Here is a 17,640-nt window from a genome sequence, read left to right on the forward strand (position 1 = left end):
TTTTTGTTCCAGAGGATGAAGAAAGAGTCGAACTTTCAACACTTGCCTTAACAGGGCAACGCTCTACCGTTGAGCTATTCATCCTTATGTTGGCTCGGTGAGACTTGAACTCACAACTCCCGGATTAAAAGTCCGGTGCATCTACCAATTGAGCTACGAACCAGTCTGTGATGACTAAAGGACTTGAACCTTTAACCACTATCGTATCAGGATAGCACTCTGCCAATTGAGTTAAGTCATCTCAGTAGCGGCTACAAGAATCGAACTTGTATTGATTGGTTTATGAGACCAAGGTGTTACCATTACACTAAACCGCAATATGTGCGACTTTCAGATTTGAACTGAAAACATTCCTCTTATGTTTACCTCTCAGAAAGGGAGGAAGAAGAACGTGTTGCCGTTACACCAAGCCGCATTTTCTTTTTTGTATAGTAGGCAGGATTCGAACCTGCAGCCTCTCCGGTCCAGGCGGAGTATCCAACCAATTGGAATGCTACTATATGTTGCGTCCCTGCTGCAACTAACAGGGATCGCATTTTCCTCCTTCTGCAACTAATATTTTATTCTGCGTTTTATACGGTTGAACAAAGCATTTGCTATTGCTTGTATCAACCATATTGATATTAAAAATGTCATGTCAATCTATTTTTATCCGGGCATAAAAAAAGCCCGATCGTTTTTCACGACCGGGCTTTTGCTCAACGAGTTATTTTACTCACTCGTTCGCTGTTTGCACAGTCGTGTTGAAATATTTTTTTTATCATTAGTAAACACAATCACTCCTACGGGCATAAAACTGCCATATCTATTTGCAGATAGATTGTGATTTTTACTTTGTTTGATATTGCGTTGTTGCATTTAAATCAATTTATTTTTTTACATCGCTATCACCTTTGCATCCCCCTTTTAGGAAATGATGGTAAATAAAAAACCCCGCTTTACAGGCGGGGCTTAGGTTATAGAGAATTCGTTTTGTACTTATTCATCAGCATAACATGCTCCGCCATTGTTATCATTCACCATAGGCGAACTAAAACAATCCGTTTTAATATGTAGTTGTTTGCGTAACATGTTTTGTTGTTTTAAATTTTGTTTTGCAATGCAAAGATGAAATTATTTTTTTGATACTGCCAAATAAATTTATAAAATATTTTTTGCAACACAATTTCACATCTCTTGAAATGCCTTATACTAAAGCATTTCAAGAGATTTGTTTTTTTATTTTATTTTAAAACTTTCTATCTCAATTGTACCACTTTGATTATCTAAAGAAATTATATCTGTGTCTATTGATTGCTCGGCGGTGCCAAAATTATTTATCTTAATGATTCTTATATAAGATGAATACCATGATCCATAATAAGAATTAGATGATAAACTGATACGATATTTTCCTTTTGGTGCATCTTTCACCTGAAATTCACTCAGCATATAATCCGTTGCAGCACTGTGCAGCCTTGCACCAATTCTGTTTATAGTATTAGAATTTTTAACATCATAACCACGTGGTGTATCAAACGTTAAATCAGATAAATTGCTTGTAGATGATTCCACTATGATACGAATATCTGCAGGAATTGACTTTATAATTTCTTTGGGAATATAACTGATATCAATTGGGCCTTTATGCAATGCAATCATCATATTCATTTCAGCCAACATGATATCTTTTAATTTCAATGTTTGTGTATCCCAATTATACCCGTATTTTATTATTCCGTTATACAATATCCGTATAGCTGTATCTTCCCTATCACTCTGATAATAAGCCCAGGCCGCATCTCTTACAAAACGTAAATTATTTGGATAGTCTTCCGACAAATTTTGATAGATCTCTATAGCCTTATCGTACTGCTTCATATGCTCGTAAATAAAAGCTATGGATGTTTGGGAAGTTACATCTCCATAACCTGTTTCCGCAGCATGTTGTATCATTTCATCTGTGTAGGCTGTTAATCCATGTTCATAAAAATGTAGAGCCATATCCAGATAAAAAGTTGCATTATTCTTGTATGCTTTTTCAAGATCCAGGTAAGTCTGATATTTATTTTTGACAGAACTATTTTTTATTATAACCATATACCCAACATCATTTTGGTTTTTTAGTTTTGTGAAACGGCTATAATTTCGGTTAAAAAAGTTGCCCGATTTTGTGGTCACAAGAATTACACCGTTGGCTCCTCTCGATCCATAAATGGCCGTAGATGCAGCATCTTTTAAAACATCAATTCGTTCTATATCAATCACAGAAATATCACTCAGACCAGATTCAGAGGGTATTCCATCAATAACATATAACGGTGCATTACTTTGTGTGATAGAACTACCGCCACGAATTTTTATTTCCAGTTCCGCCCCGGGGGCCCCTTCCGTTGTGGTAACCTGTAATCCTGATACTCTTCCAGTTAAAGCTTCGCCAACAGAACTAAAAGGAACATCTTTTAACTGATTATATGTGATCGAAGAAACAGATCCCGTTAAAGCAGATTTGCTGGTAGTTCCATACCCTATTACCACTACTTCATCCATTGCTTTGGTATCATTATTTACTGGTGTTGTTACCGTATTTAAATTTTGTTGAGTTGCCGATTTTGCTTTTTCAGTTTCCACAATTTTATCCTGCTCTATTTTAGCATAACTTTTCCCAACAGATTCAATATCGATTTTATCTGTATGAGCTCCCCACAAATCAATCCTTTGATTATATTCTTTAACTACCAGTTTCAGCATTTCTGCATTATCTGTTTTTTTCATTTGCTCATATCGCCTTCTATAATCCGTTTGCACATATCCTCTATCCAAACACGATTGCAACAGATCAGCCGGTGGTGTTATGTTATATTTCACATAGTCATCTATCTTTTCTAAAACAATATAAGATGTTTGCCAGGTCACCATTTTATTATCAATACCAAAAGCCAATGTATTGCACCAGTATCTACCGGCTAAAATATATTCGAAGTTTATCAGTGCTTTGGCTTTATCAAAATCTTCACCATAACAATTGGTCTGTAGATCAAATTGCTGCGTATACAATACTCTATCTCCGAAACCATATTTTAATATGATCTTCCGGGAATAGTTTTTTAATGTGCCTACCAGCAGCATTGCAGGAGAAATAGCTTGTGGCAATCTCATATCAGCCTGATTACCCGATTCATCTTCTACAGCTATCAGACCAATATTTATTTTTGACAGATCTTCAATTGCTCTGTCATCGTAACTGCTGTTGTATAGATAATAGTTTTTATAATTCAGGATTGGATTGTAATAAGCATAAGGATCATAATAGTCGTCTTCGTAATAACTATAGTACCTGTAATTATAATAATATCCGGTGGTGATAAAAGCTACCGGAGTTTTGATAACCAATGGTTTCTTCTTCCCCCAGGTATGTCTTCCATCTGTAAAAACCAATATCAGATCATCCTTTGTATCAAAGTTCAGAATACCGAATTGCGTAGCTCCTTTATATTGTATCTGATCTATCAACTGCTCCCAATCATTGCCCTCAATTTCCTCTTTAGTAAAAATTTTTTCTCCATACAATTGTTGATTAAACGGCACAATTGTTAACTGATCTGGTTTGTACCTCGTTATTACTTTTTTAAGGAATATGGTAAACTCTTTCTTATTCTTTTCAATCATAGAAGCTGAACAATCCCAATACACTCTCAATTTTTTTATATCAATAGTATAATTTTCAGCCAGCTTATTTTCAGTTTTAAGAAAGAAGGCTCCTGTTGCAGATTCCATACAGGCACTGATCTCTGTACATTGCTTTGGCAATAAGAATGCGATCGAACCTTTGCCCTTACAATCGTTGAAAGAAGTTGTCAGCGTATACTTATCAGACAAATTCACAAATTTTTTATCCTTCAATAATCCATATTCGCTAATTGGTGCATACGCATGTTTAGTAACATTTACATTAACGGATAAATGGCCAATGCTATCATTTGACAATAATCCCAGGTCGAATTTATACCCATCTCCTGCACATCTTAAAAGTTCTTCTATTTTTATTTTTACTTTACGACTGCCTTTTGCCGGTACAGGATAAATATTAAGTGTATAATAATTTTGTCCGGTCATCCGCAGCAATGCAGGATCCATTCTTTTTCCTACAATATTAGAATACGCTTGCCTGGCCTTCCAGCTTTCTTCAATACTTCCTTCTCTGTAAGCATCTCCTAGCATCAACTGAAAGCCCGTTACGGCCTGTCCAGGAGCCAAATGAAAATTGTACAATGCTTCGGCTTCTTTGTTCCTGTCATTGTAAAATTCAAGTTCTATCCATGTTGTAGCAAACATTCCTTTTGTGGTAATATCTACAGCACATTCTTTAATGATCATAGATTGATCAAACAATCTTCCTTGTTGCGCCTGTGTAGAAATGCATAAAAAAGCAGCTATGAAAGCAAGCAATAATCTTTTCATATAAGTAGTTTAGCTACTTGATGAGCAGATTTTAAGAATTACATAAACAAAAAGAAAATAATTTTTTAATATGGAAGCGACAAACAATTTCCCTCTCTCTCCTTTCTGTAAATACTTTTCACAAAAGAAATATCATTTTTCAACCATTCCTCATTTGTGGCCCATGCAATACATTTTTTAATGAACTCATTTTCCCATGTCTGACTGATAATGGTTTGATCGGATTCATTCCCAACGATAAAGTCTTTTAATTTTATATCAAAATAAGGAATAGAAATGATGAAGTCAACTATCTCCTCATCAGTAACAGCAATGGTTTCATGCGATACGCTTTCTATTGAAATATTGCGACGCAGATAAATAGTTGTATTAATGCATCGTTCAATAATGTTTACTAAATAATCTCCGGTTATTGATGTCATAATTGTAGAGGTTTAATTTTTTAAAATAATTTCCCTTGCCCGCCTGGTACACGAAATTTTGTTCTATCTAAATGCCAGTCTTCTGCATTCATGTTGTAGAGCTTACCATACTTTTTATATTGTTGTGCTACCATATCAGCAATACTTCCTTCGCCTCTCATTCGTACACCCCAGCGTGTGTCATTCACTTTACCATCGTGGCTTTGCTCAATTAAATGCCATACTTTATCTGCATGGTTTGGGAAATTTTTATACAACCAATCATGGAATAAAAATTTAATGGCGCCATTTAAACGGATGAAAGTATATGCAGTGAATGTGGCACCATTGTCTGCTGCGGCTTTCATGATACGTTGCATTTCATGCTCATTCAATCCGGGAATCATGGGCCCCATCATAATACCCATTCGTACTCCTGCGCTGCTGAGTTCGTTAATGACTTTTAGTTTTTGTTTGGCTGTGGTGGTTCGTGGTTCCATTGCCCTACGCAGCTCTTCGTTAAATGAGGTAATAGATACCATTGCCGATACAATATTTTTCTTGCCCATTTCCTGCAATACATCTTTGTCTTTTAGTATCCACGAGTTCTTAGTAAGTATACCAACAGGCTGATTGAATTCATTGCATACTTCGAGTAAGCCTCTTGTTAACCTGTACTTTTGTTCGGCAGGTTGATAGCAATCAGTGTTACCGCTGAGCATGATGGGGGTAGCATCCCACTTAGGGTGCATCAAAAATTTACGCAGTAATTGCGGTGCATTTTTTTTGACAATTATTTTTTGTTCAAAATCTAATCCTGCACTGTAACCCCAGTATTCATGAACATTGCGTGCATAGCAATATATACAACCGTGTTCACATCCTGCATACGGATTCATGCTATAGCTCATGCCTACATCTTTGCTTTCTACTTTGTTAACAATGGTTTTTGATTGCTGCTCTAAGTACTGTGTAGGGATATTTGTTTCTTCCCAATCGTCGATGCCTTCTATATGCTCTTTTGTTTTTTCGTCTTTTAAGAAACGATTTTTTGTGTTGAATTGTGCGCCACGGCCTGCGATATATTGTATGTCTTTGCTTTGATCGTTAACTTTTACTTTGTGATGGTCCTGTTTGAGATTATTATTTTCCATGATTATTTGTTTGTTTCTATTTACTTTTTTGCCATGACGCAAAAAAAGTAACAAAAAAAGTCAAGGCAGGAAAGATTACATCCCTTTCCTACCATGCAATTATGTGCATCTTTAGTACTACTGTAGCTTCAACATTGGTAATTCTACTCTTATAATTGTAAGCATTTACATTACCAGAAAATCCTGTTCATTCCATAATCTTGTAAATCCTGATGCAGACAATGTTCGCTTAGATAAAAGCTCAATAATGGTATGCCGCACAAGTGAGTGACACAACGATGCTGCTATGAAATACAAATGCTGGTTACAAAAAGAAATTCATTCTATAATGATTTTAATATGTTTACTATTTCGTAATTCTGAATTATCCTAAGTTCCCCTTTAGGGGACAGGGGCAAACAATTCTCCCTGTACTGTACTCACGGGTAAATTCTGAAATTCGAAACGTTGTACTATCTCATATTTCAATTCTCCAACCGGTCGTTTAAGTAGCAACATAGCGTCGGCGATGAATCTTCCTGTAAAATGTTTGTGACTGTATTCGAGCCAGCCTTTTTCGTACTGCCAAGGCAGTAAACGGCGGGCAATGGTTAAATGCGGCTCCATGATGAAATGCGGTTTATTATCATCGTTGAGTTTCATGAGTCGCTGTGTTTCTGTCCTTATTTGTTTTACAAGATTTTGAATGGGCAGCTTGCTGGTGACATTGATGTAAATAGTATGTGAAGGGAAACTTCCGTAATCTTTCAACTCTACCTTTATGGGTGTTCGTCCCATTGCAATGATATGCAGGCGATTGACGATCCGTTCTTCCATTAGTTGATACTGTAAAAAATTGACCAATGTAAGATGCGGCTTGCTCCATTTGGCGGTTTCGGCCTGGTAACTATCGTAAAAATCTTTTTTTACAGCAGTTATTTTATTTCTTAGCTCCTCATGCGGATTTAATACCAGCAAGTATTCGCAGACCTTATAGCCCGGAATGGAGTTGATGACATTTTTCATGTGATAAAATTTATGGTTACTAAATTTGTTAGCTAATTATTTTAGTATAAATTTACTAAATAATTTAGTTAATCAAAATTTATTTATATGGAAGTGGAAAACTTTTTTACAAGCAGTTATAGTGGCAGTAAAAAATTTACGCAGCACCAGGTGCCTACTGCTAATGCTACCGGATTCGGGGCTGCGGCTGACGATTATATGGAACGGGGTATCGACCTGAATGAGCAATTGATCAAAAATAAGGCGGCTACTTTTTTTATGAGGGTAAGCGGAACTAGCATGATCAATGCTGGTATTGGCGATGGCGATATTGTAATTGTAGACAGAAGCATTAAACCGGTGAACGGCAAAATTGTAATTGCTGTAATTGACGGCGAAATGCTGATACGACGTTATGAACAGAGTTTCAATAAGTTAAGGTTAGTGCCGGAAACACATAACCTCTCGCCAATTGAGGTGAGTGAATTCATGGATTTTAAAATTTGGGGGGTGGTGATCTATATTATAAGAAATGTATGAAAGCCATTATAGATTGTAACAGTTTTTATTGCAGTTGCGAAAGATTATTTAAACCACATTTAGATGATCAACCTGTTGTTGTGCTCAGCAATAACGATGGCTGTATTATTTCACGAAGTGATGAAGCAAAAAAATTAGGCGTAGAAATGGCGGGACCCTATTTTAAAGCGAAACCATTAATTGAAAAATATGGCGTGGCTACATTCTCATCTAACTATAATTTGTATGGTGACCTGAGCTGGAGAGTGATGGAAACATTACGGGTGATACTGGGCAAAGAAAACGTGGAAGTATATTCTGTGGATGAGGCGTTTTTAAATCTAGATGAATTTGAAGGGCACGATCTGTACAAAGTTGGGGTAGACATAAAAGATACAGTTGAACAATGGACCGGCATTAAAGTATCTGTGGGAGTGGCGCCAACAAAAGTATTATCTAAAGTTGCCAATCATCTAGCAAAGAAAAATAAAATTGCCACCAACTGTGTGGTGGTGCTGGATTCAAAAGAGAAAATAAACGAAGCCTTAATGGCTACACCTGTAAGAGAAGTATGGGGTGTCGGGCATCAGTCTGCACAGAAACTAACAGAAATGAATGCTGTATTTACCGCTTATGATCTCACAAAAAAAACAGAAGAGTGGGCACGAAAATATTTAGGTGGTGTAGTAGGTGTGCGTCTACTGAAAGAATTAAAAGGAGAAGTAGCTAAAGATATGGAGAAAGAATTGACCGTAAAAAAGATGATTGCTACAACAAGAATGTTTGGTAGTGCGGTGAATAGTATTGAAGATATTAAAGAAGCTGTTGCTACCTACACATCGAAGGCAGCAGAAAAATTACGCAGACAAAATAGCGCTGCCGGCACAATCAGTGTTTTTGTGGTTGCAAAAAATGAAGACCATAATGTGAGCTTTAATCGTGGGGTAACAAGTAGTTCCTATATTACTTTGCCAATTGCTACGTCGGCCACAAATGATCTGATAAAACCTGCAGTCAAACTGGTAGATCAATTATTTAAAAAAGGTACGTGGTATAAAAAAGCGGGTGTTATGTTGAGTGGATTAGTTCCGGATGAAACTATACAGGGCAATTTATTTGAAGAGCAAAAAAATAATAACCGCTCATTGATGAGCATGGTAGACAATGTAAACTTTGCTATGAGAAATGATATGATAAAATTTGCAGCATCAGGTACTAAAAGGGATTGGAAAATGAGAATGGAAATGCGTAGCCCAAGGTATACAACCAGATGGGAAGAGTTATTTGTGGTGAAGTAAGCCCCCTCGGACCCTACTGCGAAGAGATAAATTCTTCAAAAATATTTTTTATACCCATCAGTAAGTTTTTACACTTAAAATCTAAAAGAGCTCCAAGGTTCCCCCTTTAGGGGGCGGAGGGGGTATAAATGTTGGCTTGATCAAATTCAATCCTAATTCTTTATTCATTTTCTCTACCAGATACACAGTCAACTCCGGCGATGTAGCCTCATCATGCATGTGCATGAAAAAATATAATTCTTGTAACCCATTATCCAACCAATGTTTCATACGTTTTATCCATGCATCACATCTTGTATAATCGGATGGATGCAAACTGTTACCAACATACCTGATAAAAGCTTTAGGCACTGTTAAATTCATATGGGCACAATCTCTTCTACCAGCAGTGTCTGTAATTACAATCCCCATATTTATAGACTTAAGGACATTCAGCAATTCATCCAGAATATTTTGTTGGGCAAACCAATCAGGATGACGGACCTCCAAAAAGAATTGCAGATCAGTTGGAAGTGATTGTATGAAATCGAATAATTCCTCTTTTCGTTTGGGTGAAAAAGTTTCGCTGACTTGTATAAAAATTGGGCCTAACTGTTGGCCAAAAGCTAACACGCCTTTTAAAAATTCATCGGTAATAAAACTCTTACCTTTCAGGCTCCCGAAATGTGTTACACCCTTATACATTTTAGGACAAAATTTAAAATCCTCTTCGGCAGCTTTAGCAGCCCATTTCTTTATTCCCTCTTCCCCATATATTTTATAGTGTGTAGCATTTAACTCAATACTGTTGTAGTGATGTACATAGTGTTCGAGAAAATCTTTTTCTTTTGTTTTGGGTGGATAAATCTTGCCGACCCATTCTGTTCGCCCCCATTTGGCACAACCAACATATACCCGGGTATCTTTGGCAATAGCGCCGCTCAAAATACTTTTATTAAAGACAGGTTCTGCTGGCAAAGAAAAGTCTATATTATTTAATTCATCCTCAGCTACTCTTCCAAATTCCATTATGGTTACTTTTTAGTTTTTCATAAATTACAATATTCATTAAAATTAGCAGCATCCCATAAAAAGTATCTTCTAAGGGAATTGTAGAAATTCTTATTCCTACATTTTCAGCATTATTATAAATAACAACAGGAATGGATGTTAAAAATCCGTTTACTATTAAAAAAGGAATCAACATTACTAAGTAGGCTACTAAAAACAATGTTGCGTCAAACATATTAAAATGTTTTCTTGTGAGATAAATAGCAGTAATAAAAACAGCATTTAAAATGAATGTACAGGATGTGTACCATTTATCATAAAAAATGATTCCTACAATGAGTAAAACGACAGCCAACAACTTTAAAACAATATCCCCTACTCTTTTATTATTAACCTGTGGAAAATAAACATGAATACATTCATAGATGAACACACAACAATACGGAACAATAAAAAAGAAAAGCACTTCTTCCAAAGGAAGATTTATGATCTTTATTCCGGAGATATACTCTTCATTAAAACTCCAGATACCTTTTGATGTAAAAAAAATATCCCATACGATGTAGAACAAAGCCGGTAACAGCATTGCCGGAAAAAGATATTTCCAATTTTTATAGAATGCAACCTTTTTATCGAAGCTTAAACCTAATGGACCAACCAATGAGGCACCTAAAATGATGAAGTAAGTATAATGCGTATTCATCAGGATTTGATATTAATGGAAAGCTTATCCTTTTTTACTTTATCCCAATATTTTTTTGCAACGAATAACATTCCAAAACTTTCACCTTCATGTTTATCTAAATGTTTGTGGTGCATTTTATGTGCCCAACGAATGGTGCGGATGTAGGTATTGTTACTTCTGGCAAACCATTTGAACCGCTGATGAATGATCACTTCATGTACAATAAAATAAGCCAGCCCATACAATGCAATACCAAAACCAATTGCAGCTGCCCAATAAACTTCATTCTGCAATCCCAACATAATACACAACCAGCTTGGAATAGCGAATATTAAAAAGAAGGCATCGTTTTTTTCAAATGCATGGCCGGTTGGTTTATGATGATCTTCATGTAAATACCAAAGAAATCCGTGCATTACAAAACGATGGGTAAGCCAGGTAATGCCTTCCATTATAAAGAAAGTACCTAATATTATTATGACAAAAATGAACCAGTTCATTATAATGATCTATTTGAGAAATGTTCTTAATATTAAGAAGAACATCAGTTGTATTAATAACAAATTTACTGCGAATTTGTTTTGTTTATCGAACTTGCTAAAATGAAAAACTGCTAATAAACACAGGCTAATTATAAACCAACATAAATAATTGTAGATCGGGATCTCGCCATTGTTCCATTGCCAATACCCTAATTTTACTGCAACGGGCTCCATCAACCAGTCAAAAAGGACCGCAAGTGTTGCTCCATCTACGATTACCGACATAGCTTTTAATGCCTTAGGCGTTTCATTATTATCCGCCGCAACACGGTTAATGATTTTCATCAAAAAAGTATTCAAACATACACCACAACAGTAAATGATTATAAACCAATTAAGACCTATAATTACAGGAACATTTTTCCATTTAAATCCAAGCATAGTTCCATAATTATACTGACCAAACAGTTTTCCGGTATTAACACCTATCATTTCTACTGTAAACCCTACAAAAAAAACTATCGTTGCAAAAACAAAGAAGTGTCTACTCTTTTCTGCTTGCGTATAAAATAACAGTACTGCTGATAATAATAAATTAAATGGTGTAGCCTGTATAAAAAAATCTTTATTGAAAAACAATATTCCCATTAGCCCAACTGTATGAAAAAAAATCGCCAGTGTGGTGGCTATCTGATATTTAGAAAAATTATTTATCAATGGTCTTTATTTGAGATTGAATTAATTCACTTACAATTTTAGCACTTTTTAAACATAAAGGGATTCCCCCTCCCGGATGTACGCTACCACCACAAAAGTATAGGTCTTTTATTTCATGGGTCAAATTTGCATGTCGGAAAAATGCAGCAAGTGGTGCATTAGAACTTGTTCCATATAACGAGCCCATATAGGAAGCTGTCTGTTCCTCAATTTGAACAGGGTCTAATGTTCGTTCTGTTTCGATCAACTTTTCAATATCTTCACCCAACAACCGATTCAGTTTATCAATAATACTTTTTCGTAAAATAAATTTTACCTGTTCCCAATCCTGCCCTGTATTAGCCGGAGCATTTACCATTACAAACCAATTTTCTTTTCCTATCGGTGCCTGCCCTTGTTCCATTTTTGCTGTTACGTTGATATAAACAGTCGGATCATCGCTCAATTCTTTTGAAACAAAAATTTTTTGAAATTCATCTTTATAATTTTTGCTGAAAAAAATATTATGTAATAATAATTGAGAAAATTCTTTTTTGATTCCCCAATAAAAGATCACAGCGCTACTGCTCCTTTCCTGCTTTAATACTTTTTGTGATCTTGCAATATCAGACAATAAATTTTTATATGTAAAGTAAATATCTGCATTGCTAACAACAATATCTGCAGGTATCAAAAGATCGTTTGCTTCGACTCCTTTTATTTTTTTATTATCATGAATAATTCTTTTTACCGGTGTATCAAAATAAAATTGTACTCCCTTTTTTTGTGCCAAAGAAAACAACGCATTTGTAATACTTATCATTCCGCCATGAGGATAGAACGCTCCCTGATTTTGTTCCAGGTGAGGAATCAAACTCAGCATTGCCGGGGCTTTATAAGGATTGCTCCCATTGTATGTAGCAAACCGATTAAAAAGTTGAGTAGCTTCCGGCGTTGAAAACCGATTGGTATTATATGTATTTAAAGAGTTGAATAGATAAGTAAGTTTTACGGCCTTCAAAGCCTTCAACACTCTTCTATGCAGCCAGGTAGAAATTTTATGTAAGGAATGATTCAAGAAAATTGTACCGACATTATCGTATAACTTCTCTGATTGTTTCAGATAATTCTTAACCGAATCCGGGTCTTCATCAATTTTTTCCTGCAATTCTCTAGCAAACTTATCTGCATTGGTATATGCATTAATGACCTTACCATTTTCATAAAAATATTTACAAGCAATATCTACGGGCTTATAGGTAAAATATTTTTCTATCGGTTCACCAGCCAATACAAAAAGCTCTTCTATGTTTTGTGGTTGAGTAAAAAGCGATGGCCCTGCGTCAAACTTAAATCCATCTTTTTCAAATGCGGTCAATTTCCCTCCCGGGCAATTATTTTTTTCGTACACAATCACTTCAAAGCCCATTACAGCCAAGCGAATTGCTGTAGCCATACCACCTATTCCGCTACCGATGATAATTGCTCTCTTTCTGCTCATGTAATTTACCTTTTAGCTACCGACCGAGTTAAGTGCAAGGTAATCTTCTACTTTTGGAAAAGCAATTTTGAACCATTCGGTATATTTATGAGGATGTGATTGAATTGAAGCACTGATCTTTTCCATTGACATAAAACAATAATCACTTACTTCATCTGTATTGGGTAAAATATCTCCGTTATAATGACCAACAAAAACATGATCAAATTCATGTTCGGTCAACCCATTATCAAAATCTGCTTTATATGTGAAACTGAATATCTCTGTTAAGCCAGTTACAAACCCCATTTCCATTTGTAATCGATTGAGTGCTGATTCCAGCGTTTCCTCATTCGGTTGTGGATGACTGCAACAGGCATTTGTCCATAACCCCGGACTATGGTATTTTTTATCGGAGCGTTTATGCAACAACATTTCTTCTTTATCATTGAAAATAAAAATACTGAAAGCTCTATGCAACAGTGCCTTTTGATGTGCCTCCATTTTTTCCATGACACCTATCTGTACATCATTCTTATCTACTAAAATTACATTCATGTATTTTTACTTTATAAAATATTCAGCTGTCTCCGCAATCCTGCTTTAGCTAATATAAATGCTTTTCCGTAATTCGGTATCCTGATACGTTGTTCAAGAATTTCTACCGGCTTGGTCTTTTTTATTTTTTTAAACAAAGAAAGATAATATTTATAGGCCACATATACGCCAAACCTGGCTTTGATAGGCAATTCTGCTATTCCTTTATACGCTTTATCAAAATCCTGCGCTATTTCCTCCTCAATTTGTTTTTTCATTGTCGGAGTAAAATTTTTAAAATCTATACCCGGAAAATAAGTTCTGCTTAATTGCTCGTAATCTGCTTTTACATCTCTTAAAAAATTTACTTTTTGAAAAGCTGCACCCAACGCCTGTGCTGCCGGTTTTAATTTCTCATATCTTTCTTTATTCCCTTCGCAAAAAACATATAAACACATCAGGCCCACTACTTCAGCACTGCCGTAAATATAAGCAGCATAGCCTTTTTGATCGTAAGTTGTTTTATTCAGATCCATTTCCATGCTCAGAAAAAATGCTTCAATCAGGTCATGTGATATCTTATATTCCTTAACCGTAATTTGAAAGCTATTCAGTATTGGGTTAAGACTTATCCCTCTTTCAATAGCAGTATATGTTTCCTTTTTAAATTCATATAATAAAGATGCTTTATCATAGCCATGAAAAGAGTCAACTATTTCATCAGCAAATCGAACAAAACCATAAATATTAAAAACCGGTTGCTGAAGATTTTTATGTAGTAATCGGATAGCACTGCTGAAAGATGTGCTATACATTTCCGTGGTAGTCTTGCTACAATCCTGACTTACTTGGTGAAATAAATGTATCATACGATTAACTGAAATTTTTTATTACTTGTTTTGCTACTACTTCTCCACTGATCAAACTAGGCGGAACTCCCGGACCCGGAACAGTTAGTTGCCCTGTATAAAAAAGATTTGCAACCTTTTTGCTTCTGCAAGCAGGTTTTAAAATAGCTGTTTGCAATAGCGTATTTGCCAAGCCATAGGCATTTCCTTTGAAAGAGTTATAATCCTCTATAAAATTACTTACGGAATATGACCTTTTATAGATGATAGCATCAGTTATATTTTGCCCTATCCTCTCTTCGAACCTTTTTACAATTTTTTCAAAATATTCATTTCTCAATATTTCTGTATCCCCTTGCAAGCCTGTCGCTACAGGTATTAAGAAAAACAAATTCTCACAATTATCCGGGGCAACAGTTTCATCTGTAACTGATGCTGCACAAACATAGAATAATGGATTGGATGGCCATTGAGGGTTTTTGTAGATCTCATTGCCGTGTACATCAAAACTTACATCAAAAAAAAGTGTATGATGTAAAACATCTGTCAACTTTTTATTTAATCCCACATAATACAGCAGGCAGCTGGGGGCCATTACTCTCGTATCCCAATATTTATCTGTATATGTTCTATACTTTTTCTGCAATAGTTTGGTTTCTATAAAATTATAATCTGCTGCGCCTATCACCACATCAGCATCAAAAGATATTTCTGTTTCTGAAAAAAGCTGCGCTAAAACCTTCGATGCCAAACCATTTTCAACTTTAATTTCTTTTACATTACAATCAAATATGAATTTTACCCCAAGTTCTTTTGCCACACTATACATTCCCTCCACTATTTTATACATTCCACCTTTAGGATACCACGTGCCCAATTTAATATCTGCATAGTTCATTAAACTATATAACGCCGGCGTGTCCTGAGGAAGGGCTCCTAAAAATAAAACAGGAAACTCGAGCAATTGTTTAATACGAGGATCTTTAAAATGTCGGGCAAAATGTCTTTTGATAGAATTAAAAACATCTAACTTAAAAACACCTTTTATCAAATCCCAATCTAAAAATTCTGCGATTGATTGCCCCGGTTTATGAACCAATTTATTTATCCCTACCTCATATTTATATGCAGCTTCCTTCATCACTTTATCTAACATAGCACTACTTCCCGGCTCAATACTTTCAAACAATTCTTTCAATAACTTGTACTCAGCCGGCACATCCATTTTGTCATTTTTCCAATAAATCCTATATGACGGATCGAGGCGTTGCAATTGATAATAATCTGCCACCTTCTTTCCGAAAGAATTAAAAAATCTTTCAAACACTTCGGGCATCCAGTACCAACTGGGGCCCATATCAAAAACAAATCCTTTCTCTTGTAATTGTCTTGCCCTACCACCGGGTATGCTGTTTTTTTCTACTACTGTAACATCCCATCCAGCCTTAGCCATGAAACTCGCCGCAGATAACCCTGCAAACCCACTCCCTATAATTACAACCTTTTTCATTCTTGTTTCTGCCTATCGACCGAATATCTTTTACTGTTTTTCTAAAATAATCAAAATCTTGTCAACTGTTCCTTTAATAATTTACGGGCAAAATGAATTCTGCTTTTAACTGTGCCTAAGGGTTCATGCAACATATCTGCAATCTCGTGATACTTATATCCTTCAAAATACAACATGAAAGGATTTTTAAAAATTTCGGGTAACTTATGCAGTACAGCTTCAATATCTTTCATTTTCAGGATGCTTTCGGCTGTATTTTCTGTTATATATTGATTGTAGTTGATCAAAAAATCTCCGGTAGCTGAGTTGTCCAACACGGTCTTCTGTTTTGCCTTTCTTCTATAATTATTGATGAAAATATTACGCATTATGGTATACAACCAAGCTTTGATATTAGTGCCTACATTATATTTCTCTTTGTTTGCCCAGGCCCTGTACATCGTTTCCTGCATCAGATCTTTAGCAACTTCATTGTCTCTTGTAAGGGTTATAGCAAATGGCTTCAGAAACTCAGTATTGCTTAACAACAGTTGGTCAAATTCTATTGTAGACATATTTTGTTTAATTTTTGATACTGTAAAGTTAAACAGAATAATTTACATTTTAATCAGCATTAACATAATATTTATTGCAAACTATAAAGATGTTATAAAATCCATCACAGAAGAAAGTGATTTTTTGAATGCGATCGGTGCAGGAATTTTTTTAGAGTAAGTAGTTGTAAGCTGCCCCGATATAATGACCGGCGTGCCAGCAAACCATTTTGTAAGCGTAGATATGAATTTATCAAAATTAAAGCTATGGCTTATTGCCGTCAGGTGACTGTAAATATGTGTTGGTTTTTTCAATTTCACTACATAATCAACATCTTGCATAGGGATATTAGCACCTAAATAAATAGTAGCCACCCCTCTTCTCCTTAATAAATAATTGATAAACAACAATCCTAACTCATGATGTTCTCCTTCAGGCAAAAACAGCAAAACCTTTTTATCGGTATTAATTGAAGTAACAATACCATCAATACCCACTATCAATTTTTGACGGATCAAATTTGATACAAGATGCTCCTGTGCAGGGTTTATGTGATTCGTAACCCAAAGTATCCCTATTTTTTCAAGAAAAGGAAATACAATTTGAGTAATCGTTCTTTCAATTCCTTTAGACATGATATACTTGTCTAATACATTTCCTAAGCCCTCAATATCCATGTCTATCATGTGCTGTATCAACTCATTCACTATTCTTTCCTGCAATGCTTCTGCATTGGTAAGAGATAAAATTTTTTCATTTACCTCTTTGATATTCATCTTATTGATATGAGATATCTTGAAGCCGTATTTGTTCAGCAAAGCAATATTCAGCAATTGCTTTAATTCTGCATTACTATAGTAGCGGATATTTGTTTCTGTACGATCGGGCTTTAAAAAATTATAACGCTGTTCCCAAATACGTATAGTATGAGCTTTAACGCCTGATAAATTCTCGAGATCTTTTATAGTAAACGAGTTCATATGAGTGTTTGCAGTTTAATACACCCGGGAGTGGCATTTTGTTTAAATATTCAATAAAAATATGAAACAAGTTTTATACGGCCGAGAAAGATTTGTATCAGC

16 protein-coding genes and 5 tRNA genes are annotated in these 17,640 nt (G+C 35.4%); 2 read left to right on the forward strand and 19 right to left on the reverse strand.

Annotation, left to right across the window (positions count from 1 at the left end; translation table 11 throughout):
• Positions 1-12 precede the first annotated feature (12 nt).
• From LK994_RS03460 to LK994_RS03500, 9 genes are all read right to left on the reverse strand, one after another.
• A tRNA-Asn gene (locus LK994_RS03460) sits at positions 13-84 on the reverse strand.
• A 5-nt stretch (positions 85-89) separates the two neighbouring features.
• A tRNA-Lys gene (locus LK994_RS03465) sits at positions 90-163 on the reverse strand.
• 5 nt (positions 164-168) lie between these two features.
• Positions 169-241, reverse strand: a tRNA-Ile gene (locus LK994_RS03470).
• A gap of 4 nt (positions 242-245) precedes the next feature.
• Positions 246-317 (reverse strand) — tRNA-Met (locus LK994_RS03475).
• Positions 318-427: 110 nt separating this feature from the next.
• Positions 428-500, reverse strand: a tRNA-Pro gene (locus tag LK994_RS03480).
• Positions 501-1,218: 718 nt separating this feature from the next.
• Positions 1,219-4,440, reverse strand: coding sequence for a TonB-dependent receptor plug domain-containing protein (locus LK994_RS03485; protein ID WP_229761493.1), 3,222 nt, complete (start codon positions 4,438-4,440; stop codon positions 1,219-1,221).
• 65 nt (positions 4,441-4,505) lie between these two features.
• A complete protein-coding gene (locus tag LK994_RS03490; RefSeq protein ID WP_229761494.1) occupies positions 4,506-4,862 on the reverse strand; it encodes a hypothetical protein in 357 nt (118 codons plus the stop codon).
• A 20-nt stretch (positions 4,863-4,882) separates the two neighbouring features.
• Positions 4,883-5,995: a PA0069 family radical SAM protein gene (locus tag LK994_RS03495; RefSeq protein WP_229761495.1), complete on the reverse strand. Its 1,113-nt coding sequence runs from the start codon at positions 5,993-5,995 to the stop codon at positions 4,883-4,885.
• 381 nt (positions 5,996-6,376) lie between these two features.
• Positions 6,377-7,000: a 2'-5' RNA ligase family protein gene (locus tag LK994_RS03500; protein WP_229761496.1), complete on the reverse strand. Its 624-nt coding sequence runs from the start codon at positions 6,998-7,000 to the stop codon at positions 6,377-6,379.
• A gap of 87 nt (positions 7,001-7,087) precedes the next feature.
• Here LK994_RS03500 and LK994_RS03505 point away from each other — a divergent pair, with 87 nt between their 5' ends.
• On the forward strand, positions 7,088-7,519 hold the full coding sequence (locus LK994_RS03505) for a LexA family protein (RefSeq protein ID WP_229761497.1): 432 nt from the start codon (positions 7,088-7,090) through the stop codon (positions 7,517-7,519).
• Complete coding sequence (locus LK994_RS03510; RefSeq protein WP_229761498.1) at positions 7,516-8,796, forward strand: Y-family DNA polymerase; 1,281 nt, start codon at positions 7,516-7,518, stop codon at positions 8,794-8,796. The genes LK994_RS03505 and LK994_RS03510 overlap by 4 nt, the downstream gene beginning before the upstream one ends.
• An 81-nt stretch (positions 8,797-8,877) precedes the next feature.
• Here the strand turns inward: LK994_RS03510 and LK994_RS03515 are convergent, their stop codons facing one another.
• From LK994_RS03515 to LK994_RS03560, 10 genes are all read right to left on the reverse strand, one after another.
• A complete protein-coding gene (locus LK994_RS03515) occupies positions 8,878-9,804 on the reverse strand; it encodes a DUF72 domain-containing protein (protein ID WP_229761499.1) in 927 nt (308 codons plus the stop codon).
• Positions 9,782-10,489 (reverse strand): lycopene cyclase domain-containing protein, encoded by a 708-nt coding sequence (locus tag LK994_RS03520; protein WP_229761500.1) that lies wholly within the window; start codon positions 10,487-10,489, stop codon positions 9,782-9,784. Before LK994_RS03520 ends, LK994_RS03515 begins: the two co-directional genes overlap by 23 nt.
• On the reverse strand, positions 10,489-10,971 hold the full coding sequence (locus LK994_RS03525; RefSeq protein ID WP_229761501.1) for a sterol desaturase family protein: 483 nt from the start codon (positions 10,969-10,971) through the stop codon (positions 10,489-10,491). Before LK994_RS03525 ends, LK994_RS03520 begins: the two co-directional genes overlap by 1 nt.
• 9 nt (positions 10,972-10,980) lie before the next feature.
• Positions 10,981-11,670, reverse strand: coding sequence for a carotenoid biosynthesis protein (locus LK994_RS03530; protein ID WP_229761502.1), 690 nt, complete (start codon positions 11,668-11,670; stop codon positions 10,981-10,983).
• Positions 11,660-13,150, reverse strand: coding sequence for a 1-hydroxycarotenoid 3,4-desaturase CrtD (crtD, locus tag LK994_RS03535; protein WP_229761503.1), 1,491 nt, complete (start codon positions 13,148-13,150; stop codon positions 11,660-11,662). Before crtD ends, LK994_RS03530 begins: the two co-directional genes overlap by 11 nt.
• A 12-nt stretch (positions 13,151-13,162) precedes the next feature.
• Positions 13,163-13,687, reverse strand: a complete 525-nt coding sequence (gene idi / locus LK994_RS03540) for an isopentenyl-diphosphate Delta-isomerase (RefSeq protein WP_229761504.1) — start codon at positions 13,685-13,687, stop codon at positions 13,163-13,165.
• An 11-nt stretch (positions 13,688-13,698) separates the two neighbouring features.
• Complete coding sequence (locus tag LK994_RS03545; RefSeq protein WP_229761505.1) at positions 13,699-14,535, reverse strand: phytoene/squalene synthase family protein; 837 nt, start codon at positions 14,533-14,535, stop codon at positions 13,699-13,701.
• A 4-nt stretch (positions 14,536-14,539) separates the two neighbouring features.
• Positions 14,540-16,024 (reverse strand): phytoene desaturase family protein, encoded by a 1,485-nt coding sequence (locus tag LK994_RS03550; RefSeq protein WP_229761506.1) that lies wholly within the window; start codon positions 16,022-16,024, stop codon positions 14,540-14,542.
• 50 nt (positions 16,025-16,074) lie between these two features.
• Complete coding sequence (locus LK994_RS03555) at positions 16,075-16,578, reverse strand: RNA polymerase sigma factor (RefSeq protein WP_229761507.1); 504 nt, start codon at positions 16,576-16,578, stop codon at positions 16,075-16,077.
• Between the two features lie 81 nt (positions 16,579-16,659).
• Positions 16,660-17,538, reverse strand: coding sequence for a MerR family transcriptional regulator (locus LK994_RS03560; RefSeq protein ID WP_229761508.1), 879 nt, complete (start codon positions 17,536-17,538; stop codon positions 16,660-16,662).
• Between the last annotated feature and the right edge of the window lie 102 nt (positions 17,539-17,640).

Origin of the sequence: Ferruginibacter lapsinanis (assembly GCF_020783315.1) — a bacterium.
GTDB classification, from domain to species: Bacteria; Bacteroidota; Bacteroidia; order Chitinophagales; family Chitinophagaceae; genus Ferruginibacter; species Ferruginibacter lapsinanis.